Below are 22,631 nucleotides of genomic sequence, written 5' to 3'. Positions count from 1 at the left end.
GGCCACCCAGATCAAGTGGGGCCTGGACTACATGAACTCCCGCTACGGCAGCCCGGTCAAGGCCTGGTCCTTCTGGCAGGCCAACGGCTGGTACTAAGCCACACCCACCACGGCGGGCGCCCCCCACAGCGGCCCACCGGCCACACCCCGCGCCCCACGTGCTCACGCCCCCGCCCCCGGCGGGGGCGCACGCGTAGGCACCCGCCGCCCGTCGAACGAGTTGCTCTCGCAAGGTACGCCTGGCGGTCCCGCTCGGTGATCAGGTCTCGCAAGGTATGCCTGGCGGCCCCGCTCGGCGATCAGGTCTCGCAGCTGCGCCTCGGCGACCTCCTCATGGGATCCACACACCACCCGGGCCACCTTTCAGCAGCTCACCCCGCCCCACCCGGCCGAAGGGCATGGACGTCGGCGCCATCGTGGCGGCCCTCGAGGACGCCCGGTTTTTCGCCCGGCACGAGGACCTGGCCGATGACGCCCGCGGCCGGGCGGAACTGGCGGAGTGGGAGCCCCTCGCCCAGCTGCTCTCCGCCGTCACGCCGGGCACCCTCTACGACCCGGACACCAGTCCGGGATCGCCGCCGAAGCCGCGGCCGCCGCCGAACGGGAGGCCGCCGTACGCGAGGCGCAGCGCATCGCCGCCCGCGCTGACGAACTCCAGGCGCTGCACGAGCTCGCTGGGGCAGATTGACCCCCGCGACGGGGATGAAGCCGTGCGCGACGAGCTGACCCGGCGAGCTGGCGGGTATGCCCAGGCCGACGTCGGCTCGCCCACGTCCTGGCCGCGTACCTCGGGCACGACCGTGACCCGGCCGCCCGCGAGGGCGCCACCGGCCTTCTTCCGCCGTCGGTGATCGCGCACGTCGTACTGCTCGCCGAACTGGCCCGTATGGTGCCCGGCGCCGACGTCGACGCGCTGGCGTTAGCGGCCCGGCTCTCCACCAGCGGGCCCGAAGCCGCCGGGGCTTCGGCAGGATTCCTCGCCCGCGCCCGCTCAGAGGCGAGCTGACCTCTCCCAGGCTGATCTGTGACAGCGAACCTTGCCCGATTGCCACCCAAGATTGCTTGACGACGGTTTGTGCCATCGAAGAGTGACTGCACAGGTCAAGGGCGCCGCAGCCGGTCTGATTCGATGATCTCCAGTGCGACTGCGCCCGGCCGATCCTCGCCCCTTGGACGCCGTTTTGCCGGAGCGGCAACAACAGTGGCGTGACCGGGCCACGATGGGTGACGTTGGGCCCATGACCGACAACATCACAGCGGGATCGCCCGCGTCTGACACTTCCTTGCCTGGCGACGGGTACGTCGGGGACCCCGCGGTGCGGGCGGAGTGGGACAACCGATACGCCGACCGGCAACAGCTGTGGAGCGGCCAGCCCAACGGTGCGCTTGTGGCCGAGGTCGCCGGGCTCACGCCCGGGCGGGTGCTCGACGTCGGCTGCGGCGAGGGCGCGGACGCCGTCTGGCTCGCGCGCGGCGGCTGGGACGTGACCGCGCTCGAGGTCTCGGGAGTGGCGCTGGAGCGGGCGGCCGGGCACGCGCGGGACGCAGGCGTCGCCGTTCGCTGGGTACACGCCGCGCTGACGGAAGCGGCACTCCCGCCGGCCTCCTTCGACCTGGTCTCCGCGCAGTATCCAGCCCTGCTGCGTACCCCCGATGCCGCAGCCGAGCGAGCGCTGCTCGCGGCCGTCGCGCCCGGCGGCGTGCTGCTGCTCGTACACCACGCGGGGATGGACACCCAGCAGGCGCACGACAGCGGCTTCGACCCGGCTGACTACGTCTGGCCCTCGATGGTCGCCGCTCTGCTCACTGACGACTGGACGGTGGAGGTGAACGAGCAGCGACCACGCGTGGCACCCGACGGCGGCGCCGGCGCGCACCATACCGACGACCTGGTGCTGCGTGCACGACGGCTGCGCTGAGCCCCTCCGCTCACAGCAGGCCTGGAAGCTGGGCAGGCTTGGATGACCGAGCCACCGATGCGGTGTGCCGATGTGATGCCGGTGAGTTGGTGTCAGTGACGGTACGTCAGAAGCGGGTGCTCTCGCTGGTGGGGTGCGGAGTAAGGGCGGGTCACTGGCCGGAGCGACCCGGGCCTCCAGGCCGTCAGCGGCGCCGATCCGCAGGACTTCCAGCGCCCGGCCCGCAGCAGCCAGCCGGGCGTGCAAAGTGCGCGCTGCGGTCAGCGCTGGGTACGTGTATCCACCGCTCCCATCCGCTTCGCCGACCGTGACGACGACGGAAAGCCGCGCTGTCCATCCGGGCAACCTCACATCAGAGGGCGGTCGGATCGGCGGCCACAGTAGAGACTGGGGGAGTTCCGCTGCACCCGAGGGGAGCTGGCGGGGGCTGTTTCGTGCACGAGCGCTGTGGCACTGTCGAGGATCATCGGGGCTCAACGCCGAGGTGGCCGGCGTCGCCGACGATGCGGTGCGCGAGCCGGGGAAGCCCCCCATCCCCCCGGTCCTACACACTCCGCTGTGCCGTGCCTGATAGCCGAGAGCGGCCAGCCATCCGTCACGTCCTGGACGATGTGACGGAACGGCCTGGGGCTGAACGCGCGCAGCCGGGTCCGGTTGCTGCCAAGTTGCGCGCGCGCCCGGCATCGCCGTCCAGGAGGCTCGCGAGGCCGCCGACGTGATGTTTTCAGACCTCGCCGGTACTGCATGTGGAGATCATGAGGCGGCCGGTGAGGCTGTGTCCCTTGTGCTTACTGGGGTTCAGGGGGCCGGGCAGGGCGTGGAGGCCGGTACGGCAGCCCGCGCCGATGCTGCACACCTTCACGCCTCTCACGCTCCTGTGGTTACTCCTGTTCCTTCTCTCTCGCTCTCTGGTGGTTTTCCGGCGAAGGCTGTGGTGGGAACCGCCGTCGGCCGGATCGTGCACGCGTGCGCGAGGACGGCCCGCTGCGCGGGGAACAGCCGAAGAAGTCCCCGGTTGTCGAAGGCGTGAAGGGCGGCCGTAGGCCGGTGGCCGGCGCCTCGGTGTGGATCCTGGACGGCGGGGGTCAGAGCAGGCAGCAGTGGGGGAGGGCGCCGCTGCCGCCGGAGGACCTGCGGCCCGTCCTGCACCTGGTGGACCTGGTGTGGGCGCGGCTGGAGCGTCTGGCCGCCCGCCGTCTGGTGGAGGCTGCCGCCCGCAGCGAACTGACCCGGGCGGAGGGCTTTGCAGGCCGTACGGACGCGCCGCAGGCCGTCGCCGACCGACTCACCCGCCGGCCTCGGCGAGCAGTTGCGCACTGGAGGCCCGATCAACGACCCGCTGGGCTGGCTGATCGGCCGGGGCCTGCCGCAGCGCCAGCAGTCCGGCGATGCCCGGTGCGAGGGCCGGGTGCTGCTCGATTCCGGCCGGGTCTGCCCCCGATGCTACGACCGGCGGGCCGCAGGCCTCCGAGGCGGGGCGCCGTGCGGAGGTCGACCGGCAGCTGCACGAACGGATGACCGCCCGCGCGTGGGCCCGTGAGCTGGAGTGGGAGCAGGTTTGCGCCCGGAAGGCCACCGCAGCTCAGGCCTGCGCCGAAGCCGCGGCCGCGCAGGTTGCCGCCCCGGCTGAGCCCGTGGTGCCCGTCGTCATCCCCGCGCCGCGCCCGCCCGCCGCGCCGGCCCCGGTCGTCGACGACGTCGACCAGGAGCAGGAGCTCGTCCTCGAGGACCTGACTCGCGAGCAGGTCATCGACTGGCACGCCCACGCCGCCCATCCAGCGGGGCTCCGATGCCGTGATCACGGCGAGATCATCTCTCGGCTCCGAGGAGCCGTGCTGAGCTACGGGATCTCGGGGTACTGAAGGCGCTTCCGCTTGAGCTTGGCCAGGTCACTGAGATCGATGCCCGTGGCCTTGGCATACTGCCTGGACCAGTCGGCGACGGCCTGCCGGAACAGGTAGTCGGGGCGACGAGCCACCGGTTCCTCGCCGCGGTTCCGCAACTTAGCGACAGCCGCCCGCTCCAGATCCTGATCACCGCACTGACGAGCCAGAAGCATGGCCTTCGCAAGTCGTCCCGGCTCGTTGTTGGCCGGCGCGAACGACCAGACCCCGTCCCGGAAAACATGGGCGTCCGCCAGGAGCAGCAGCCCCAGGTCGTGGGAGTCGCGGACGAAGCGCAGGCACGGCGGCCCGTATTGAGTGACGCCGGCGGTGACCTCATAGGCGAGCGGAGCACTGCCCGCCGGCCAGGGATAGCAGGCAGCGGGAGGGATGTCAGTCGGACCTGCGTCGCCGGACGGCGAGGGGTGGTCGATCCGGATGCCCACACCACCAAAGCCATCCATCCGGTCACCGAGACCGCAGTAGTCCGTGTGCACCATCCAGCCGAAGAGCGACCGGTCGTAACGGTCCTTCCAGATCGAAGCGTGGTGCACAGGCTTCCCCGGACGAACTCCAGCTCGCCGCCATCGATCCTGGTAGGAGCTATCCCGAGCAGCTCAACAAACTGCTCGGCCATTCTTCGTACCGTCCACGGTCGCGTCACGACGGCATGGTAGGTGCTACCCACGACGCGCTGACCGACCGGAGCACCAGCGCTCCTGCCAGCTCACCCGCCACCCGAAGATCGATTACGGGACAGCCCTTAGCTGATCAAGCTTGACGTATGGCGCGTAGGAACCAGCGGAGAAGACCAGGCTGGAGCATCGTTCCCGGGTGAGTATCACTGGCTCGCCGTGCCCTGGTCGCGGGGTGATGACCGTCTCGTCTTTCAGCACCTCGGCCCTGGTGTTGCAGCGATCCTTGCCGGCGTTCCCTGTTCATGGCAGAGACAGCTGATGAGCTGAACATGCTGGAGCAGGCCGCGGAGCAGGCCAGTCAGCACGTCCTGGAGAAGTCGGTCATCCGGACGGGGCGCGGGCGGCGAGGTGGTCCTGGAGGCGTGCGTGCCGGAACTCGTACGAGGCTCCGGTCTGACGCAGTACTCCGCGCTGGTGGGCTTCCTCCAGGAACGCCATCAGGCGCCAGGGCAGCCGCTGGGTGCCGCACAGCCAGAGCCGGGCGATGACGAACCAGCACCAGGCGCTGAGGCAGATGGTCAGGGGGCCGATGAACAGCCAGACCAGGATGGGAGCGAAGACGACGGAGTTGCTGGTCTGCGAGACGACAGCGACTGCCGGGAACGTGCCGAGGATGCCGAGCAGGGTCAGGGTGATACCTCGGGTGATGACCGTGGCGCGGTCGGTGCTCAGACTTGCGTGAGGACTGACCGCTCGTGCCGTGTCGGCCGGTCTGCTCAGCCACGCCTGGATGCCGGAGACGAGGCCGCTGGCAAGCCCCAGGGCCAGGCCGACCGTCAGGCCGAGAGCCATGGTGCGCCAGAAGAGCATTGCCGGGGGTGCGGCGAACAGCCAGTCGTAGGAGCGGTGGGGCGATCGGTTCTCGAAGTCGCCGTCCTCGACGTACGTGCCGTTGGGAAGCCGGACCTCCGGATTGCTGGCGGGATGACGTAGACGCAGTTCGATACGGCCGCGGAACGGGGGGCAGTGCAGGGCGGAGCACTGCCAGTGTGCGGCCTGTCGGGAGGACGCCGCCCAATAGGCGTACCGGCTGCCGTCGTCCCACACCTCGACCACCCCGTCGACGGGCCGGGGCGGGCGCAGGTAGCGGTCGCCGTCGGGCCGCAGACCATGGAGCCATCCGTCCGGGGTGACGACGTAGCGCGTGCCGTCGGGCAGGCGGTGCACTGTGCCGCTCGGGAAGTCCGCGCGGACGGCGGCCCGGACGCCCACCGGCACGGCCGCGGCGATTCCGAAGGCGGACCCCACGCAGAGGCCGGCCACCACACCGGCCCCGAGGCCGAGCAGCGCCGTCCGCCACGACCGTCCCCGCGCCCGTCGGGGTGCGGGACGCGGGAGTGCGGTCCGTGCAGCGCTGTTGTGCCTGCTGCGCAGGCCCAGCGCGATCAGTCCACCCGTCACTGCCGCGACCGCTGCACCGGCCCAGACGGAGGCGAGGAGGACCGCGGCGATCCAGAAGACAAAGGCGGCGGAGAGCAGAGTGACGACCGGGAACGCGACGATGCGGCGCCTGGCCAGAGGGGTGTGCAGCGGGACCGGTTCGCCGGTGATCCCGAGCACGGCCAGAACGATGGCGGTGGCCAGACCGCAGGCGACTGCACGGGCTACGGGGGCCAGCCACCCCACACCGAGTTCGCCGTTCACGTTTGTCATCCAGTCCAGGCTGGTGCTCGTTGTGACCCCGACCGCCACGGCCACGGGTACGACGGCCACGGAGACCCGCAGTGCCTCGCCCAGTACCTGATGCGGCCCGACGACCACTGCTGCCACGGCGTTGCGGTCGTGCGACAGCGCCAGGTAGCCCAGGCACACCCCGCCGACGAAGGCACTGGTGACGACCGGCGCCGATGCACCGGAGGGGAACAGGGCCCGTACCGCGCCGGCGGCTACGACCACGCCCCCCAGCAGCAGGATGGGGCCCAGTCTGCGCAGAAGCCACGGCATTTGCAGCCGCAGCTGCCACCAGGCCAGCTGTCGCGTTTTCCGGCGTTGCATGGAGGCGGCCAGGTAGCCGAGCCAGGCCGGGGCCCGGCTCGCGCTCGGGCTGTCGGCGAAGCAGGCCGGCACGAACGCCTCCAGCAGGTCCTCCTCCAGCACAGCCGGGTCGGTGAACCGGTCGTCGAGCAGGCCGGCCGGGTCCTTGTCGCCGTCGCCGTAAACGGTCCGGGCCATCGCCACCATCAGCGGCGTGCTCAGGACGCGGCGTAAAGCGTGGCCGACGGGGGAGTCCGGATGCGTGTGGAGGTGGGCGAGGACGGGGTCCCAGCGCGTGGCCCGCCTGCCGCCCGCGCCGCGTACCGGCTTGGCCGTGCGCACCAGATATGCACAGGCCGACTCGAACGTCAGGGGCCGCAGCTCGATCACGGCGGCCGCCGTCAGCACGTCCCCCGTCTCCACGGCTTGCGCGTACGCCTCACTCCGGCAGGTCAGCAACACCGGCTGCCGCTCACCGAGTTCGGCGTTCAGCCGCTCCAGCGCGGTGCCCCACGCCGACTGGGGCAACTCGTCCAGCCCGTCCAGGACGGGCAGCACCAGCCCTGCCTTCAGCAGCTCCCGGGTCCAGGCGGCGCCGGGGTAGGTGGCGCGCAGCTCGTTGCCCATCCAGTCCCGCAGCCGCTCCTGGCCAGGCTGCCAGCCAGACAGAGAGAAGATCACCGGAACCGGATCGCCGGGAGCGCGCCGGGTCAGCCGGTCCAGCAGGAAACGGACGGCCAGGACGGTCTTGCCGCTGCCCGCGCCGCCCAGTACCACCAGCCGCCGGGAAGGTACCGCCTCGAGAGCGGCCGAGATGTCCTCGAGCCGGCCATCCGGCTCCATGGCCGGTCCGACGGTGTCCGGAACGTCGCTGAGCCATGCTTCGGCGGGCGACCACTGCACCGGGAGCGGAGACGGATCCTGCAGCCGCCGCAGCCGCCACTCCTGCTCCCACTGCTCGTGCACAGCCGCGGCCAGCCGTTCGGCGGACTGCTCCAGCCGCTCCCTGGACGGGGCACCGGTGCGCCGCGCATCCGGGGAGCTGCGACGCCACAGGTCGAGGGCCAGTCCGAGGACGGAGAGCGCAAAGGTCAGGAGGGCGGTCAGCCTTGCGGGGTCGTCAAGGGCTCCGTGCACCAGCGCGACGAGGAACACCGTGCCGGTGACCGCGACCGCAGCCACCCAGATCCCGCTTCTCCACCAACGCATCGCAGATCCCCGTTGCAGCCGGCTTCCTGTACGGAGAGTAATAAGGAATGGCGATCCGCCGACGCAGACGCGCAGAGCGTCCCTGAGGGCAACCCCGCGGGGTTTCACCGCCCGGCAGCTGCCCGCCCGTATTGCACTCGTACCGGCCGGACCTGTGTTGCTGTGCTGCGGCCGGGCGGAGCCGAGGGGCTTGCCGAGCCTGTGAGCCAGGCCGGTTCGCAGCGGTTGAGGACGGCGCGGGGCTCCTCGCGCACGACGGGTAGGGGGAGGCGCGTGGACCGCCCGTTTCAGATCCGGGCCATAATTTGGTCGAACATCGCCCGTCAACGGGCGGCGTCCATGCTATGGCCCGCGGCCCACCGCACGATCTTCAGGAGTCCACAACCCCCGATGATCACGCGGTGCCCGCTCCGGTCCTCAGGTGGTGCCAGGCGTGCCCGCACCCGTCGGCACAGAAGCGGAGCCGCCGCCGCTCATCAGCGACGCCAAGAAGTGCGACCAGCAGCCGGAATGCCTTGACCCGCTCGTCCTGCGGAAGGTTGATGATCTTTGTCAGTTGCTCGGTGAGGCGTCCGCGGGGGACCAGCACGGCCGGTGTGTGGGTGGGCCGGATGCCAGCTCTGCGGATGCTCTCCGGCCCGTCCTCGCCGGTTGCGCGGGCCTGGATACAGAACCCTGCCAGGTCGCGCAGGACTTCGAACGGCTCAGTCTCGGCGAGGCCCTCGAACCAGCCGATGCCCTGGGCGAGAGGACGGATGCCTTGCGCCAACTCGTTCAGGATGACAGTGCGTCCGTCCATCCCGCCCCATCTCCACAACAAGCCTGGCTTCCTGCCCCGCAAGGTCATCGAACCAGATCACGAAGTAGCACTGGAGTGCTAGCGCGTGCCTGCTTCTCCTTCGTGGCGGTCGAGTTCGGCCAGCAGGCGCCGTAGCGATGTCCTGGTGGCGTGGATCTCCTCGGCGGGGATGGCCGCGAAGAGGGTGCGGTGCAGTTGTTCGGCCCTGGCGGTGACGCGGGCGAGTGACTCCCTGCCGCGGGGCGTGAGCGTGAGCAGGGGGGAGCCGCGGTGGTCCGGGTTGGGCTCGTAGGTGGCGAGTCGGAAGGACACGAGGTCGTTGGCGACGCGCTGGACGTTCTGGCGGCTGACGCCGAGGCGGCGTGCGGCCTGGGGGACGGTGAGCGGGTCCTCGGAGGCGACGCTGAGAACCTGCCATCGGGCCTGGGTGAGGCCTTCTGCTGCGGCGGTCTGCTCGCCGAGCCGGCGCAGGGCGCCGGCTGCCTCGAAGACGTCCGCGATCAGCAGGGCTGCCTCGTCCGGCATCGGACACTCCTCCATTTGACAATATGATGCTAGAAAGACAACGTGTTGTCATCGTACTGCATCGGCCACCCGAAGGGCAGACCATGCCCAGGATCGACCTCTACCGGAACGTCCACATGGGGCAGCGTGCGCGGCTGTTCACCCTCGCCACCGAACTCGGCGCCGCGGACATCACTCACAGCGGCGCCGCCGCCGAACAGGCGGAGCGCTGCCTGGCCATGACCCAGGAACTGCGTGAGCACGCCGACCACGAGGACAGCTTCATCCACCAGCTCCTGCACGAGCGCGCCCCCGAAGCAGCCGACGCACTGGACGCCGAGCACATACGCCTCGACGCCGCCTTCACCACACTCGACGAGCAGGCACGCTCGCTCCCCGGCACCCCCACCGAGGCCCTGCCGGAGGCCCAGCACGCCCTCTACCTCGCCTTGAACGAAGTCATCAGCGCCTACCTCGCGCACCTTCACATCGAGGAGACAGTCGCGATGCCGGCACTGTGGCAGTACGTCGGCGACACGGAGCTGGACGCCGTCCTCGCCGCCTTCCGCGCCTCGCGCACCCCCGAAGAGACTCTGACCGACCTTCGCCGGATGCTTCCCGCACTGCCGCCCGCAGTGCGCACAGCGATCGCGCGAGGGATCGTCGAGACGGCACCGGGCCAGGAGGCCGGTCTCCTGGCCGCGGCCACCACCACCCTCAGCCCCGGCCAGCGCCAGCGGCTATATGAGGACCTGGGCGTGCCGGAGGGCTGGTCGCTCCAGGCCCAGCCCTGACGTGCGGCTCGCCGTCACGCCACTTTGCGGCGGACCCTCACGGAAAGCGGCCCATACTCTGACCAGCACAGTCCACGACCCGTGCGGCGGGTCAGCCGGTGAACCGGTGCCCGTCCATGTACGTCGCCCCGGGCGAGGGACGCCAGTACTGCACACGGTGGCGCGGATACTCCGACGGGCATCAGGGCGACCGGACGCTGCACCAGGGGGAGGACGACACCCCGCAGCCTCCAGCGTGGTGGCTGCCGGGGCAGCCGCTGTCACGGCACGAGCCCGCCGGGACCTGACCGGGCCGGGACGGTGACGGCCGAGCGGGTCCACGGCCGGGTCGGGACGGGCAGGCATGCAGCCTCAGGACCAGGTGGAACTGGTGGTGACGGTGGACAGCGGCACGGCCCCCGACACCGGCAGCATGCCTGCCGCCCCTCGACACACAGCCTGACGACGCTGCCGCCCATAGGTCGGGCCGGCTCTGGTCCGAGAGGCGACACCGAGTGTTCACCACTTCGGGAGGCGCCGAGGTAGGTGTTGTCCGGTTTCCGTGGGACCAGCCGCACGTGCCTGCGCTCCGCTGCGGAGTCCCATCGTGGAGAGGCGTGCCCGCGGTCTATCTATTGCGTTCGGATAGCCGGGAGTGGGTCTCAGCCATGTGCGCGGCAAGACGAGAACGCAAAAAGGGACCGCCGGTCCTGGTCGAGTATCAGGATCTTCCCCATCCGGCGCGATCGGAAGACGGCTGCATCGGTGGTCTGGGTGTGTCGTTGACTGACGGCCAGTGGGCCCGCAGCGAGCCATTGCTGCCGGACCGGACCCCTCGGCGGGGTGGGCGGTGGCGGGATCACCGGCACGCCATGGACAGCCCTGCCCGAACACTTCGGCTCGTGGAAGGGCGTCCACGACCGGCTGCGGAAGTGGGCCGACGACGGCACGTGGGAGAAGGTCTTCACCGCCCTGCTGGCTCAGGCCGACGCCGAAGGTGACCTGGCCGGGGTCGCCGCGGTCGACTCCACGGTCGTGCGTGCGCACCAGCACGCCGCCGGGCCCGTCAAAAGGGGCCCCGCCCGGCGAGCCGGACGACCGGGTTGCCGGCCTCGCCGTGCAGAACGCGATTCGCGCCGCCCGTACCCCGCCCGCCACGGTGCGGCCGCCCGGACGGCGCTCCGATGTCGTGTCCAGTGGGTCTGTCATCGGCAATCAGTGTCCGGTTGATCAAGGTGGCAGGGCTGTGCCAGCATCTTAATGCGACAGTCGTCGCTCTAGGTCCGCTAGAGAGGAACCGCCTCCGCGATGCCGCCCGTTCCTGCTGACCCCACCGTGCTCCACCCGATGCCCGAGCACCCGCGCGTGGTTCTGCTCAAGCCGTTGGTGACGTCGCCGTTGATCGAGGTCGGGGACTTCTCCTACTACGACGATCCGGACGACCCAACCGCGTTCGAGACGCGCAACGTTCTTTACCACTACGGTCCCGAGCGGCTTGTCATCGGCAAGTACTGCGCGTTGGGGGCGGGCACCCGGTTCATCATGAACGGCGCCAACCACCGGATGGACGGTCCTTCTACGTTCCCGTTCCCCACCATGGGGGGCTCCTGGGCGGAGCACTTCGACCTGATCACCGGCCTACCCGGCCGGGGTGACACGGTCGTCGGCAACGACGTGTGGTTCGGGCACGGTGCCACGGTCATGCCCGGTGTACGGATCGGTCACGGCGCGATCATCGCCGCCGGCGCTGTGGTCACCGGCGACGTCCCCGACTACGGCATCGTCGGCGGCAACCCGGCTCGGCTCATCCGCACCCGCTACGACGCTGCGGACATCGCCCGGCTCCTCGCCGTGGCGTGGTGGGACTGGCCCGTGCAGCACATCACCAGGCATGTACGGACGATCATGTCGGGGACTGTCGCCGACCTTGAGGAGGCCGCCGAACAGATCGACCGGCCCTGACGCCGCGTCCTCGCCACACCGCCCGCACCCGTCCCGCGCCAGCTCCTCCTTGATCTCCTCTTTCGGGCGTACCAGGGCCCGTGCCCGGCGGCCGTGCGCGCGTGCGGCAGCCGGGCCCCCGCGAGGCCTGGACATCGACCGCCTGGTATCCGTAGCGGCGACGATCTGAATCGACCTGTTCGCAGTTCAGTACGCCAGCGATATGCCGCCGCCGACGGCGACTGGCGACTTGTCACGGAGCGAGTTCCGCTTGGCGAAGTCTGCGGAACACCGCCGGAGTCGTCCACCCGCGCAACGTGGCGTGAATCGCCGATCGGAATGCGGCGTCGGCCGTCGCGGCGTCGAAGGCCCCAGCCAGTTCAAGAGTCACCAGCCCGTGGAGGGTGGCCCAGATCGACAGGGCGATCGAGGTCGCCTCGCCGACGAGGACGGACGCCGTCACGGCGCGATCGATCGCCGCGAGAAGTGGACGGATCGGGTCACTGGCACCGACCTCCCCCGACGGGTCGAAGGACTGCACACCACCGAACAACACCGTGTAAAGGTGGCTGTGTCCGCGCCCCCAGCGACGGTAGGCGACGGCCAGCGCGTAGAGGTCGGCGAGAGGGTCCGCGGAGGGCTGCACCGCCGACAGGTCCTGGAACAGGCCTGCGACGGCTCTGTCGCGCACCGCACCGATCAGCCCGTCCTTTCCGCCGAACAAGGAATAAACCGCCGCCGTCGACGCCTCGGCAGCAGCGGCCACGGCGCGGACCGTGACCGACTCCCGCGGACGGGTGGCAAGCATCTCGGTCGCGTACTCCACAAGCCGCTCTTTGACGGCCTCGTCGTTTGTTCTCGGCCTACCCACGGCCAGCAGCCTACCGCGGTTTGATAACGTCGTTTTGAAACGACGTTCTGAAACTAAGGGAGGTCCGCTGTGCCTACGTCCGCCATACGTCTTGTCCGCTTCACGGGACGCTTACTGCTAGCCGTGGCCGCCGTCGCGATTCTGGTCGGCGTCTTTCTCGCACTGATCGCCCTCACAGACGGGGCAGGCTCGGGGCTCGCCGCATGGTTGATGACCCTTGGAGTCGGGGCTGTCCTCGCGATGTGGCGGGGCCGGCGCCGCACTTGGCCGACGCGGCTCGTGCCGTTTCTGCCGGTGGCTGTCGCGGCGGCGTTGACGGCGTCGGTCTGCATCCCAACCGTGCCGATGGCCCGGCGGTACCCGCCCGCCCTGCCGTTCGTGACCACGCAGCATTGGAGCCTGACCACGGGCAGCCGGGTCGCGGTGTACCACTACCCGCCCGCGCACCCCAGTCCCCGGCATCCCATTCCGCTCGTGTATCTGAACGGCGGTCCGGTCCGCGGCATCTCGGTACTCGACCACCGGTTCCTGCAACTCATGGCACGCCAGGGCTACGACGTCTACACCTATGAACAAGCCGGTGGCGGACGAAGCGACCTGCTCCCCATGGGCCAGTACACGATCTCCAGATCGGTCCGCGACCTCACCGCCTTCGTCGACCGCCTGAACAAGGGAAAGGTCGACATTCTCGGATTCTCCTCAGGCGGGGTCGTGCTGACCCGAGCCCTGGCCGATCCGCGCGTCGCCGCACGCTTGCGTCGAGCGATCATCGCTGAGCCCGGCCCCATGGACGGGCCCACGGCGCACATCACCGGGCACAAGGGCCGAAAATCCGCGCGGGGCCTCGCGCCGGCCATGGCCGGGCCGCGATCGACGCACGTCCCGCGGTACGCCGTGGCATTCGGCCTCATGCGACTTGGACTTCTCACCCCCGACACCGGTCTGATCGGACAGGCCGAAGGTGACAACGCCTTCACCGCCGCCGACCTCGGCAGCGACACCGCATCCGCCTACTGCGCACGCGACGCGCACCGCATCCCAGCCGAGAACACCGCACGCAACTTCTCCTTCAGCCCCGCCGCCAGCCTTCGCGTCGAGCAGACGGTCAAAGACTCGCCTTCTATCGCACCCCTACTGAGGCAGTCCCGGACCCCCGCGATGCTGATGATCGCCGAGTGCTCCTCCCAGGTCCGCCAATGGGAGACCACCGTCCTTGCCGATGACCCTGCCATCCAGCGCACGCAGTACATGCCCGGCGTCGGACACCACATGTGGAACGGTCTGGACGACAACAACGACCGGGCCGTCGCCGTCATCACTGCGTTCCTTCAGGACAAGCCAGCTCCCCTGCCGAACTACCCGACCCGCGACGAGATCGCGACCTTCCTGCGCGACCACAAATGAAGACGGTTGCTGACGGCGGGTTGGCCTCGCGGCAGGAGTGCTCGGCGGGCGGGGCTGGGTCCAGCCTGTGGGGTTGTTGCCTCTATGGCGAGGACGCAAGATCACCCTTGCCCGGGCCGACGGCGGCCATACCGGCGACCTCGTCACCTGGGCGAAGGAGAAACTCCAGCTCACCCCGCAGATCGTCAAGCGCAGTGACGACATGGCGGGGTTTGTGGTGCTGCGAGACGGTGGGTGGTGGATCGAACTCCAGGGTGGCTGTTGCGTTCACGGCGCCTGGTGCGTGACTTCGAGACGCTGCCCGCCGGCAGCGAGGCGTTCATCTGCTTCTCGTCGAGCATGCTCATGGCCCGACGTCTGGCCCGCCCGGTCAACTCCCCGCAGCAGGACTGGACGACGCTCGCTGCATGAACCGGCCCGACGGCGACGCCGCCAGCCACCCCCGCTCGACCAGCCGTTTCGCCCTGGACCGCGCTCCCTCGATCTTCGCCGGCACCAGCGGCAGATCCAGCCGGGCCGCCAGCTCCTTCGCCGACACCCGCTCGCCGTCACCCGGTTCGGCCTGGACCAGCTCGACGATCCGTCGGTACTCCGACGCAAGCAGTCCCGGTGCCACCGTGGCACGATCGACCCCGCGACCGGGCTCCTCTCCACCTCCACCGGCGCCTCCCTCGGGGCAGGGACAGGGGCATGCGTCTCCCCGGCCGGCATGGCCAGGGCATCGGCGAGTTCCGTTCGGGCGAGCACCCGGCGTTCCAATACCGCTTCGGGCGCGCCGAGTTCGGCAAGGGCCTGTCTCCGCCTGCAGCTCCGCTGCCCGAGCCCGGGCGGCGGCCTCCCGTTCCTCCGGCAGCCCCCTCACCGATGTCACTGGTCGTCTCCGCATCGCCGAGAACGAACTGAACGCCCGAACCCTCCCGCAGCAACACCGGAACCATGCCTGATCAGCGGAAACTCATCGGTCGCGTCCGGAAAGACAACCGCTTCTAAGGGGCGAGTGGGGTTGGGCGCGCCGGGTCGTCTAGGTTGCCGCTCTGCGCGAGGAGCTGCTCGGCTAGCTCCCGCGCGGATAGGGCCGGATTGGTGTCGGGGCGGGTGGCTCCGGCAGCCAGGGCTCCGTCGATGAGCAGCAGGAGCTGGTCGGCGGCGTGGGCGGGATGGGGATGGCCGAGCCTGACCAGCTCGTCTGCCAGGAGCCTGCTCACGCGCTCACGGTATTGGCGGATGATGGCATGTCCCGGATGGGCGGGGTCGGCCAGGGCCAGGTCGGCGGCGAGATACCGACAGCCCCGGAAGTCCGGCTTGGTGACGATGGTGGCGAGCTTGTCGAAGACGGCCAGCAGGCGCTCGCGTGGATCGTCGCCGGCGGCCCGCATGGTCTGCTCGTAGCTGGCCTCGTCCTCGGCGGCGCTACGGCGCAGGACCTCGGCGATCAGGCCGTCCTTTCCGCCGAAGTGCTCGTAGAGCGACCGACGAGCCAATCGGGCGTGACGCGGGCAGCCAGGCTTCAACAGCGATGACGGTAGGAGGTGACGGCTTCTGTCCCCCAGGTCACGCCCCCAGCGATCCGCAGCGTGTTTGGGGACAGGCCGCCAGCGGGCCTAGAGCGGGAGGATGCACAGCGGTCGCCCGGACTTGGCGTTCATGCGAGCCGACCGGATGCGGTCAATCACCCACGATCAGGCCGGCGCCGCCCAGACCGCCGTCCACCAGGTCGGTCCGATACTGGATCTGTTTGAGCCTGCGCTTCACCGCCCGGGTGATCTGCCTGGTCGGCGGCAGCGAGGTTGCCGAGGTCGCTCATGCTCAGGAGCCCGTCGGCGTCAGGTCCTGCAAGCCCACCACTCGCAGCAACTGCAAGCGCTCGTAGGACTCCGTGCCGGGGCGGGCCGTGTGGATGACGAGTTGCTGGTTGTGGTCGGAGTTGACGAGGATCTCGCAGTCGAGTTCGAGGATGCCGATCGCAGGGTGCCGGAAGCGTTTGGTGGAGGCGCGGCGTACGGCGACCTCGTGTTCGTCCCAGAGACGGGCGAACTCCTCGCTCTTGGCTCGTAGTTCGGTGACGAGGGCGGCGGGTTCGGGGTCCGTGGGGCGGGCCGAGGCCACCGCTCGCAGGCCGGCCACCTGCTCGCGGGCGCGCTCCGGGCGGTCCTCGGGCGGGAACAGCTCCTGGGCTGCCGGGTCCAGGAAGAAGCGGCGGATCATGTTGCGTCCTTGGGGCGGTCGGGCGAGGACGTCCCCGCTCAGCGCCCGTGACAGTGCGTTCTGGGCCAGGACCTCGCCGCAGTCGGTCGCCACCATCGCCGGGGTGTCGTGCAGCCGGTCCAGCACCAGGAGCAGGCCCGGGCGCACGTGCGTGCTGGTCTCCTCCCGGCGCGGTGGCTGTTCACCGGTGAGGTGGAAGAGGTGGTCGCGTTCGTCCTCCGTCAGGCGCAGGGCGCGGGCCAGCGCGGTGAGCATCTGGCGGGACGGGCGCGGGCCCCGGGACTGCTCCAGCCGCGTGTAGTAGTCCACGGACATGCCGGCCAGCTGGGCCACCTCTTCGCGGCGCAGCCCCGGCGTACGGCGGCGGGCGCTGGCCGTGAGACCCACGTCGGAGGGGGCCAGGCGGGCGCGAGCGCGGCGCAGGAAGTCGGCGAGTTCGGCTCGGTTCACCTTTCCAGGGTGCGCGAGGCCGGCCGGCTTATCCAGGGACTCCCGGTCCCCTGATGAAGAGGTCTCTCCCTCTCGTTTCCGCATCCGCCGAGGCTGGTCATCAACGACAGGCGACGCAGTGCGTGAGGAGCACATGATGCTGACTTTGGTGACTGGTACGACGGGACAGGTCGGACGCCGTTTCGTGCCGAGGCTGCTGGCCCAGCGGCAGCCGGGCGAGCAGGTGCGCGTCCTGGTACGGGACGCTGCCCGCGGCGAGCGCTTCGCGGAACTGGGCGCCCAGGTCGCGGTAGGAGACATGCGCGAGGAGGAGTCACTCGGCAAGGCGCTCGCCGGCGTGGATGCCGTCGTGAACGTCGCCGCCTCCTTCCGCGGGGTGCCCGATGAGGAGGCATGGGCCGTCAATCGGGACGCCGCGGTGGCCCTGGGCCGCGCCGCGCAGGCCTCGGGTGTGGAACGGTTCGTGCAGGTCAGCACGAACAACGTGTACGGCGTCGGACGGGGCCGCCCGCTGACCGAGGAGGACGAGAGCCGGCCGGGCGGCGCGATGTGGGGTGCCTACCCCGAGTCCAAGGCCGAGGCCGAGCGCGAACTGCTCGCGCTCAAGGGCCTGGACGTACGCATCGGACGGCTCCCCTTCGTCTACGGCGAGGGCGACCCGCACCTCGCCAATTCCTTGCACTGGGCCGACCGTTGGGCGCCGCATCAGCGCCTGCAGATGGTCCACCACGCGGACGTCGCCCAGGGCCTGATGCGTCTGCTGTACACGCCGGGCATCGCCGGCCGGATCTACAACATCGCCGACGACGCCCCCGTCACGACGGTCGAGCTGTACCAGCTCAACGGCGTAGAGGTGCCCGCCGGGCTCCACGAGCTCACGGACCCCGACCCATGGTTCGGGATCATGTCCAACCAGCGGATCCGTCGGGAGCTCGGCTTCCGGCCGATCTACCCGAGCGTCTGGACGGCCCGGGACGCCGGAGCCCTGTGACGGTCCCTGCGCCCGGCCAGTCCACCCCTCTGCCTCGGCTGCCTGAAGCCGCAGGTCAGCTGGTGTCGGTGGGGACACCTATCGGGCCCCGGCTCAGTTCGGCGGGCCGCCACGGAAGGGCTCTGGCGGCGGCCTGCTCCTGCATTCGTACTCCGAAGCGAGGTCGACGTTGACCACTTCCTGGCCGCCACGGCGCACCGCTCGCCGTCCGCTCGCCCCGCGCGTCGCCGCGGCACGCGAGCCGGTCGACCCCGCCCGCATCGGCCGGCGCGTCGTAGGGCGGCGGGTGAAGGGCATGGACGCTGCCGCCGTCGCCCGCGCCCTCGAGGACGCCCGGTTCGACGCGCGGCAGGCTTCCGGGCACGAGGACCCGGCGGACGACGAGCGCGGCCGCGGAGCTCGCGGAGTGGCAGCGCATCGACCAGCTGCTCGCTGCCGCCACGGCCGTGTTCAGCACCGCAGAGCACGCCGCGGTCCGCAATCTCGTATCGCGGCTTTCCTCTGCCGCGCGGCCGGATGCGGCCCTTCTCTGGGGGCATGAGTCAGACGCTCGGAGGTGCAGGTGCGCTCCGCAAGGGTGTGGAGATCGCCCTGATCGCGGTGGTGACGGCCATCGCCGCGCTGCCGCTGACCATGCTCGGCCTGTCCCGGCTCCCCGCCGAACGTGCCTACCAGCAGTGCGCCGAGCAGCCCGACGTCTCCAAGTGCCATGACCCGCTGACGCCCTGGCTGCCCTAGGGTCTGTCGTCAAATGATCTCGACTGGTGGATCATGATCGGGTGAGACGCCGCCATGAACTGTCGGACGCTGAAGGGGAGTTCGTCCGGCCGTTGCTGCCCGTGGCGTCGCGTGGGCGCAAGCGGCTGGACGACCGCAGGGTCCTCAACGGGATCGTGTCGAAGTTCCGTACAGGCCCGGCTGGCGGGACGTGCCCGAGCGGTACGGGCCGTGGGCCACGCTGCACACCCGTTGTCGCTGGTGTACACGGCGGCCGCTACCAGAAGGTCCTGGACCTGTACGAGGAAACCCACCCGGACACCCACCTGCTCCGGGTCCAGACGGCATTCCTACAGTTCCCCGACTGAGCTACGGAAGGCCTCTGGCTCTGGTGTCCGCGCGGACTGCACAATCGGTGGTCCAGCGCGACGCCCTCCGCGTCGGCATGGCCCCGGGGGTGGTGTGTGTCACTGAGCTCGAGGCGACTGCGCAGAACGGCGGAGCAGGAGAGCATGGCCGCCATCCAGCACATGCGGGGCCGGCGGCTCCGGCAGGCGCTGGAGAGCAGCCGTGCAGCGGAGGCCGCGGTCCGGCGATTGCGGCAGACCGAGCCCGACGACACACAGCATGTGCGGGTGCTCGCCTCGATCCTCTACAACCAGGCGATGATCCAGGCCATGAACGGTGCCGTCGCCGACGGCGTCCTGGCCGCCCGTGGCGCCGTCGAGGCCTACGACTCCTTGATCCCCGGCGTCGGCCCCCAGGAGGTGGCCGCGGCAGTCGCGCTGCGGTCCGCCGGGGGGGGGCCTGCGCGGCCCGGCGGACGGCGGCGTGCCCGTTCACGAGACGGCCCTGGAGGCGGCCGATGCCAAGGCCCGCCTGTGTGGCCTGCTGGCCGAGGCTCACGGCGAGCAGGCCCTGGCGGAGGTGCGCCGCCTGGGCGAGGAGGCCGTCGCCGTGTACGAGGCGGTCGCCCGGGTGCTGCCCGGGCACGAGGGGGGACTGCACCGGGTGCGGTCCCTGTGTGCAGCGGCCCTGGACGCTGCACAACCCGGGGAGGATCTGCGGGAGGTCTCGCATCTGCGGGGGCTGGCGCGCTTTCGGGTGCCGGCGCACTGGGTGGTGCTGGCCGCCGATGGCGCTACGACCGCGGACGCCCCGGGCATCGGACGGTTGTCCGTGCGGGCCAGGATCGCCGACGCGGACCCGGCCCCGCCCGGCACCCCCGGTGCGGCCCTGGACAACGGCTGCACCCTGCGCCGCACGCACACCGAGGCACCCCTGCCGAACCGCCCCGCCCGGCGGATACGGCAGTGGGAGCTGCTCCAGCCGCTGGCCGGCCAGGTCCGGGTGGTGACCTTCACCTTCGACTACGACACCGTGGGGAGCCACGCCAAGGCGCTCGCCGTGTTGGAGCGCGAGGTCCCGGCGGCCGTGCTCGGCCCCTGAGTTCCCGGCCGGCAGGGGCTCAAAGGGGGGTGAGGGACAGCGACCGGGTGCCTGGGGGAAGCTGGGGCGGTGGGGCGCCGGCAGCGCGAGCTCGCCGAACAGATGGGCGTCCACGAGTCCTACGTCTCCCGCATGCTCCGGCCAGCGCGACGTCTCCTGGGGGGACGTCAGGATCATCTGCGACGAGTGCGGAGTCGCCTGATGAAACCGCTGTGGGAAGCAGCCGCCAACGTCCAGCCCTCGAACGCCGACGACCCCGTCGAGTACCTGCGAAGTTCGACAAGCAGCTGGAGGAGAACGCCGACTCCCTCGGGCGCGGGATCGCCCGGGTCCTGGCCGGCCGGGACCTGGACGGCGTGAAGTGGACCGATGCCAGGTTCTGGCGCGTGGGCACCTGCGTCCTGCCGAAGGCGCTGTCCGAGGTTGGCACCGGCTCTTCGGCGACGGATGGGACATTTGAGGTGCATCGCGACGATCAGTCAGGGAGTCTTCCGATGGCGCTGTCGCCGGAGCGGGTCGTTGAGATCAACGAGGTCATCGACCGGATCACTCGCTGGTCGAGAGGCCGTAATGACATCGTCGGTCTGCTCTTGGTGGGATCTTGCGCCCGCAATGCCGTGCGACCGGACTCTGACATCGACATCGTCCTGCTCACCACGGACGAGTCTCGATATCTGCTTGAGGATGCCTGGGCCGTGGAATTGGGGCTGGGTGAAGTGATCCGCACCCAGTCGTGGGGACCGATCACAGAACGACGCTGTTCCACGGCCTCCGGCCTGGAAGTCGAGCTGGGAATCGGCTCCCCGGCCTGGGCGAAGACAGATCCTGTTGATCCGGGGACACATCGGGTCGTCACCGACGGCGCCCGGGTGTTGCACGACCCGGCAGGCATCCTCGGTGATCTTCTCTCCGCCTGTTACTGAGGTTTCAGAGGGCGGTATGTGAGTGCATCGGTGCTTTGTCGTCACCTGAACGTGTGGCAGGACGGCATCCCGGCCGGTCGGCGGCCGTGGGCGTGCTGGGCTGGTCCCCTTGAGCGAGCGCAAGCTCTACAGGACCGACCTGTCCGACGAGCAGTGGGCGCTGGTCGAGCCGGTGATTACCACATGGAAGGCCGCGCACCCCTCGGTCAGCGGCCATCAGGGCCGGTACGCGATGCGGGAGATCGTCAACGCGCTGCTCTACCAGGGCCGCACCGGCTGCCAGTGGGAGCTGCTCCCGCACGACTTCCCGCCGCCCGGCGCGGTGAAGTACTACTTCTACACCTGGCGTGACGACGGCACCGACCAGACCGTCCACGACCTGCTGCGCTGGCAGGTGCGGGAGAAGGCGCGCCGGAAGGCGGATCCGAGTCTGGTGGTGCTCGACACCCAGAGCGTGCACGTCGCGGCCGGGGTGCCCGCGCAGTCGACGGGACGTGATGCGGCAAAAAAGTACCGGGCCGCAAGCGCGGCCTGGCCGTTGATGTCCTGGGGCTGGTGATCGCGGTGGTCGTGGTGGCCGCGTCGGCGCACGAGAATGCCGTCGGCGCCGCGCTGCTGGACAAGGTCGTCGCCGACACCGACACCGTTCAGAAGGCCCTGGTCGACCAGGGCTTCAAGAATGCCGTCGTCGCGCACGGCCAGCAGGTGGGCATCGAGGTGGAGATCGTGGAGCGTAATCCGGTACAGACCGGGTTCGTTCCGATCCCCAAACGGTGGATCGTGGAGCGCGCCTACGGGATCTTGATGCTGCACCGCAGGCTGGTGCGCGACTACGAGCACCAGCCCCGCACCTCCGAGTCGCGGGTGTACTGGGCGATGACCGCGGTGATACTGCGCCGGCTGACCGGGGCGACCGCACCGGCCTGGCGCACCGCATGACCGGCGGGGAGCTGACGCTCGGAGCGGTGCTGGCCAGGCTGGAGGAACGGGAGCGGAAGCTCGCCGCGCAGGCCGAGGCGGTCAAGGAGTGGATCGCGGAACTCTCCGCGCAGCTGCAGGAGCTTCACCAAACCGCCGAGGAGGTCCGGATCACCCGCAAGACGCTGCTGGAACTACCCGAGCCGGCCCCGGCCGCACCGCCGTCCCCGAAGCTGCCGGACCATCCGGCCTACCAGCAGATCATGGCGGTGTTCGCCGCGGCCGACACCCCGCTGCGGGCCCGGCAGGTGTGCGAGGCGATGGACCTGGAGATCGCGCCCAACACCATCAACAACACCCGCCTGAAGCTCAAGCGGCTCGCCGAGCGCGGAATCCTGGTCGAGACCGAGCAGGGCTTGTTCACCCAGCCGCGGCCGTAGTCGCCCGGCGTCGCCACGACCTGCCCACTCACCCCAGACGAAGCAGTGAATCGGGCACCAACCCTCATCCCGCCCTCTTCACCGCAGGCTGGACGCGACCCCCTCGTACCAAGGAACTGCTCTTCATCCTGAGCCTGACCATGATGCGAGCGGGCAAAAGACACATCCAGAGTCACATCCGGATAGCCCTGGACCTCGGTGTCACCTCGCAGGAGATCCTCGGAGCGATCGAGATCGCCCTTCCGGAGGCCGGAGTCGTCGCCTTCCAGGCGGGCTTGGACGCGTGGCGCGAGGTCGTCGACGCGCGCGGCGTCGAACCCATCGTGCAGGTGCGCCAGGGCGGCTCAGGAACGGGCTGACAGAGCTCGCCGCCTTCCCGCGCAGTAGCTCGAAGCCGCCGGTCGTTGACCAGCTCGGCCTCCCGGGGCGATTCGGACAGGAAGAACTGCGGCCGCTGCACCCCGGCATCCCCGCACCGGCCACCGGCTCCGCCCCTGTCAGGCAAGTGATCGTCTTGTTCTGCTCCCTCGGCGCCAGCAGCGGCCTATGACCAACCCGGCCTG

General features: G+C 70.2%; 22 protein-coding genes and 3 pseudogenes. 16 read left to right on the top strand and 9 right to left on the bottom strand.

Translation table 11 applies throughout. The annotated features are described in order from the left end of the window. The 4 genes from ACZ5CZ_RS30430 to ACZ5CZ_RS30415 all read left to right on the top strand — a co-directional run. Nucleotides 1–97: aggregation-promoting factor C-terminal-like domain-containing protein (locus tag ACZ5CZ_RS30430; RefSeq protein WP_450788068.1), on the top strand; the 97-nt coding region annotated here is incomplete at its 5' end. 301 nt (nt 98–398) lie between these two features. After that, nucleotides 399–851: a hypothetical protein gene (locus ACZ5CZ_RS30425; RefSeq protein WP_468947496.1), complete on the top strand. Its 453-nt coding sequence runs from the start codon at nt 399–401 to the stop codon at nt 849–851. 387 nt (nt 852–1,238) lie between these two features. Continuing rightward, on the top strand, nt 1,239–1,919 hold the full coding sequence (locus tag ACZ5CZ_RS30420) for a class I SAM-dependent methyltransferase (protein ID WP_385847237.1): 681 nt from the start codon (nt 1,239–1,241) through the stop codon (nt 1,917–1,919). A gap of 1,388 nt (nt 1,920–3,307) precedes the next feature. Then, the gene (locus tag ACZ5CZ_RS30415) at nt 3,308–3,781 is read left to right on the top strand and encodes a hypothetical protein (protein ID WP_468947494.1); all 474 of its coding nucleotides are present in this window, start codon (nt 3,308–3,310) and stop codon (nt 3,779–3,781) included. On the opposite strand, the gene ACZ5CZ_RS30410 is transcribed toward ACZ5CZ_RS30415, so the two are convergent. The 4 genes from ACZ5CZ_RS30410 to ACZ5CZ_RS30395 form a co-directional block, all read right to left on the bottom strand. Beyond that, on the bottom strand, nt 3,760–4,356 hold the full coding sequence (locus ACZ5CZ_RS30410; RefSeq protein WP_468947493.1) for a hypothetical protein: 597 nt from the start codon (nt 4,354–4,356) through the stop codon (nt 3,760–3,762). The genes ACZ5CZ_RS30415 and ACZ5CZ_RS30410 overlap by 22 nt on opposite strands. 465 nt (nt 4,357–4,821) lie before the next feature. Beyond that, a complete protein-coding gene (locus ACZ5CZ_RS30405) occupies nt 4,822–7,656 on the bottom strand; it encodes an NACHT domain-containing protein (protein ID WP_468947492.1) in 2,835 nt (944 codons plus the stop codon). Nucleotides 7,657–8,077: 421 nt separating this feature from the next. After that, nucleotides 8,078–8,482 carry a DUF5958 family protein gene (locus tag ACZ5CZ_RS30400; RefSeq protein ID WP_468947491.1) on the bottom strand — a complete coding sequence of 135 codons (405 nt, stop codon included), beginning with the start codon at nt 8,480–8,482 and terminating at the stop codon, nt 8,078–8,080. Between the two features lie 78 nt (nt 8,483–8,560). Continuing rightward, on the bottom strand, nt 8,561–9,007 hold the full coding sequence (locus ACZ5CZ_RS30395; protein ID WP_468947489.1) for a MarR family winged helix-turn-helix transcriptional regulator: 447 nt from the start codon (nt 9,005–9,007) through the stop codon (nt 8,561–8,563). An 83-nt stretch (nt 9,008–9,090) separates the two neighbouring features. On the opposite strand from ACZ5CZ_RS30395, the gene ACZ5CZ_RS30390 reads away from it, so the two are divergent. From ACZ5CZ_RS30390 to ACZ5CZ_RS30380, 3 genes are all read left to right on the top strand, one after another. Continuing rightward, nucleotides 9,091–9,780 (top strand): hemerythrin domain-containing protein, encoded by a 690-nt coding sequence (locus tag ACZ5CZ_RS30390; RefSeq protein WP_468947487.1) that lies wholly within the window; start codon nt 9,091–9,093, stop codon nt 9,778–9,780. Nucleotides 9,781–10,602: 822 nt separating this feature from the next. Then, a complete protein-coding gene (locus ACZ5CZ_RS30385; protein WP_468947486.1) occupies nt 10,603–10,989 on the top strand; it encodes a transposase in 387 nt (128 codons plus the stop codon). A 78-nt stretch (nt 10,990–11,067) separates the two neighbouring features. After that, nucleotides 11,068–11,721 carry a CatB-related O-acetyltransferase gene (locus ACZ5CZ_RS30380; RefSeq protein WP_468947485.1) on the top strand — a complete coding sequence of 218 codons (654 nt, stop codon included), beginning with the start codon at nt 11,068–11,070 and terminating at the stop codon, nt 11,719–11,721. Between the two features lie 232 nt (nt 11,722–11,953). Here ACZ5CZ_RS30380 and ACZ5CZ_RS30375 read toward each other — a convergent pair whose 3' ends face one another. Continuing rightward, entirely contained in the window at nt 11,954–12,571 is a 618-nt protein-coding gene (locus ACZ5CZ_RS30375) for a TetR/AcrR family transcriptional regulator (RefSeq protein ID WP_468947484.1), read from the bottom strand. Between the two features lie 69 nt (nt 12,572–12,640). On the opposite strand from ACZ5CZ_RS30375, the gene ACZ5CZ_RS30370 reads away from it, so the two are divergent. Beyond that, nucleotides 12,641–13,975, top strand: a complete 1,335-nt coding sequence (locus ACZ5CZ_RS30370) for an alpha/beta hydrolase (RefSeq protein ID WP_468947482.1) — start codon at nt 12,641–12,643, stop codon at nt 13,973–13,975. Nucleotides 13,976–14,236: 261 nt separating this feature from the next. Then, nucleotides 14,237–14,386 carry a hypothetical protein gene (locus tag ACZ5CZ_RS30365; RefSeq protein WP_468947480.1) on the top strand — a complete coding sequence of 50 codons (150 nt, stop codon included), beginning with the start codon at nt 14,237–14,239 and terminating at the stop codon, nt 14,384–14,386. A 575-nt stretch (nt 14,387–14,961) separates the two neighbouring features. Here the strand turns inward: ACZ5CZ_RS30365 and ACZ5CZ_RS30360 are convergent. From ACZ5CZ_RS30360 to ACZ5CZ_RS30350, 3 genes and pseudogenes are all read right to left on the bottom strand, one after another. Further along, nucleotides 14,962–15,456 (bottom strand): TetR/AcrR family transcriptional regulator, encoded by a 495-nt coding sequence (locus ACZ5CZ_RS30360; protein ID WP_468947479.1) that lies wholly within the window; start codon nt 15,454–15,456, stop codon nt 14,962–14,964. Between the two features lie 184 nt (nt 15,457–15,640). Beyond that, a pseudogene (locus ACZ5CZ_RS30355) lies at nt 15,641–15,773 on the bottom strand (IS630 family transposase); the annotation flags it as partial. 8 nt (nt 15,774–15,781) lie between these two features. Next, complete coding sequence (locus ACZ5CZ_RS30350) at nt 15,782–16,630, bottom strand: helix-turn-helix transcriptional regulator (RefSeq protein WP_468947478.1); 849 nt, start codon at nt 16,628–16,630, stop codon at nt 15,782–15,784. A 136-nt stretch (nt 16,631–16,766) separates the two neighbouring features. Here ACZ5CZ_RS30350 and ACZ5CZ_RS30345 point away from each other — a divergent pair, with 136 nt between their 5' ends. The 7 genes and pseudogenes from ACZ5CZ_RS30345 to ACZ5CZ_RS30315 all read left to right on the top strand — a co-directional run bounded on the left by ACZ5CZ_RS30345 (nt 16,767) and on the right by ACZ5CZ_RS30315 (nt 22,427). Continuing rightward, nucleotides 16,767–17,621: an NAD-dependent epimerase/dehydratase family protein gene (locus tag ACZ5CZ_RS30345; protein WP_385847308.1), complete on the top strand. Its 855-nt coding sequence runs from the start codon at nt 16,767–16,769 to the stop codon at nt 17,619–17,621. 537 nt (nt 17,622–18,158) lie between these two features. After that, nucleotides 18,159–18,359 (top strand): hypothetical protein, encoded by a 201-nt coding sequence (locus tag ACZ5CZ_RS30340; RefSeq protein WP_385847213.1) that lies wholly within the window; start codon nt 18,159–18,161, stop codon nt 18,357–18,359. An 810-nt stretch (nt 18,360–19,169) separates the two neighbouring features. After that, entirely contained in the window at nt 19,170–19,787 is a 618-nt protein-coding gene (locus tag ACZ5CZ_RS30335) for a hypothetical protein (RefSeq protein ID WP_468947476.1), read from the top strand. A gap of 212 nt (nt 19,788–19,999) precedes the next feature. Then, nucleotides 20,000–20,710 carry a nucleotidyltransferase domain-containing protein gene (locus ACZ5CZ_RS30330; protein WP_468947475.1) on the top strand — a complete coding sequence of 237 codons (711 nt, stop codon included), beginning with the start codon at nt 20,000–20,002 and terminating at the stop codon, nt 20,708–20,710. Nucleotides 20,711–20,819: 109 nt separating this feature from the next. Then, nucleotides 20,820–21,649, top strand: a pseudogene (locus tag ACZ5CZ_RS30325) (IS5 family transposase). After that, a complete protein-coding gene (locus ACZ5CZ_RS30320; RefSeq protein ID WP_468947473.1) occupies nt 21,646–22,068 on the top strand; it encodes a hypothetical protein in 423 nt (140 codons plus the stop codon). Before ACZ5CZ_RS30325 ends, ACZ5CZ_RS30320 begins: the two are co-directional and overlap by 4 nt. A gap of 20 nt (nt 22,069–22,088) precedes the next feature. Then, nucleotides 22,089–22,427, top strand: a complete 339-nt coding sequence (locus ACZ5CZ_RS30315; RefSeq protein ID WP_468947505.1) for a carboxymuconolactone decarboxylase family protein — start codon at nt 22,089–22,091, stop codon at nt 22,425–22,427. Nucleotides 22,428–22,459: 32 nt separating this feature from the next. On the opposite strand, the pseudogene ACZ5CZ_RS30310 reads toward ACZ5CZ_RS30315, so the two are convergent. Then, nucleotides 22,460–22,608, bottom strand: a pseudogene (locus ACZ5CZ_RS30310) (IS701 family transposase); the annotation flags it as partial. Nucleotides 22,609–22,631 lie beyond the last annotated feature (23 nt).

Source organism: Streptomyces sp. NPDC031418, from assembly GCF_055581605.1.
Note: the sequence above shows the minus strand (reverse complement) of the source record. Positions and strands in the feature narration are given on the sequence as shown.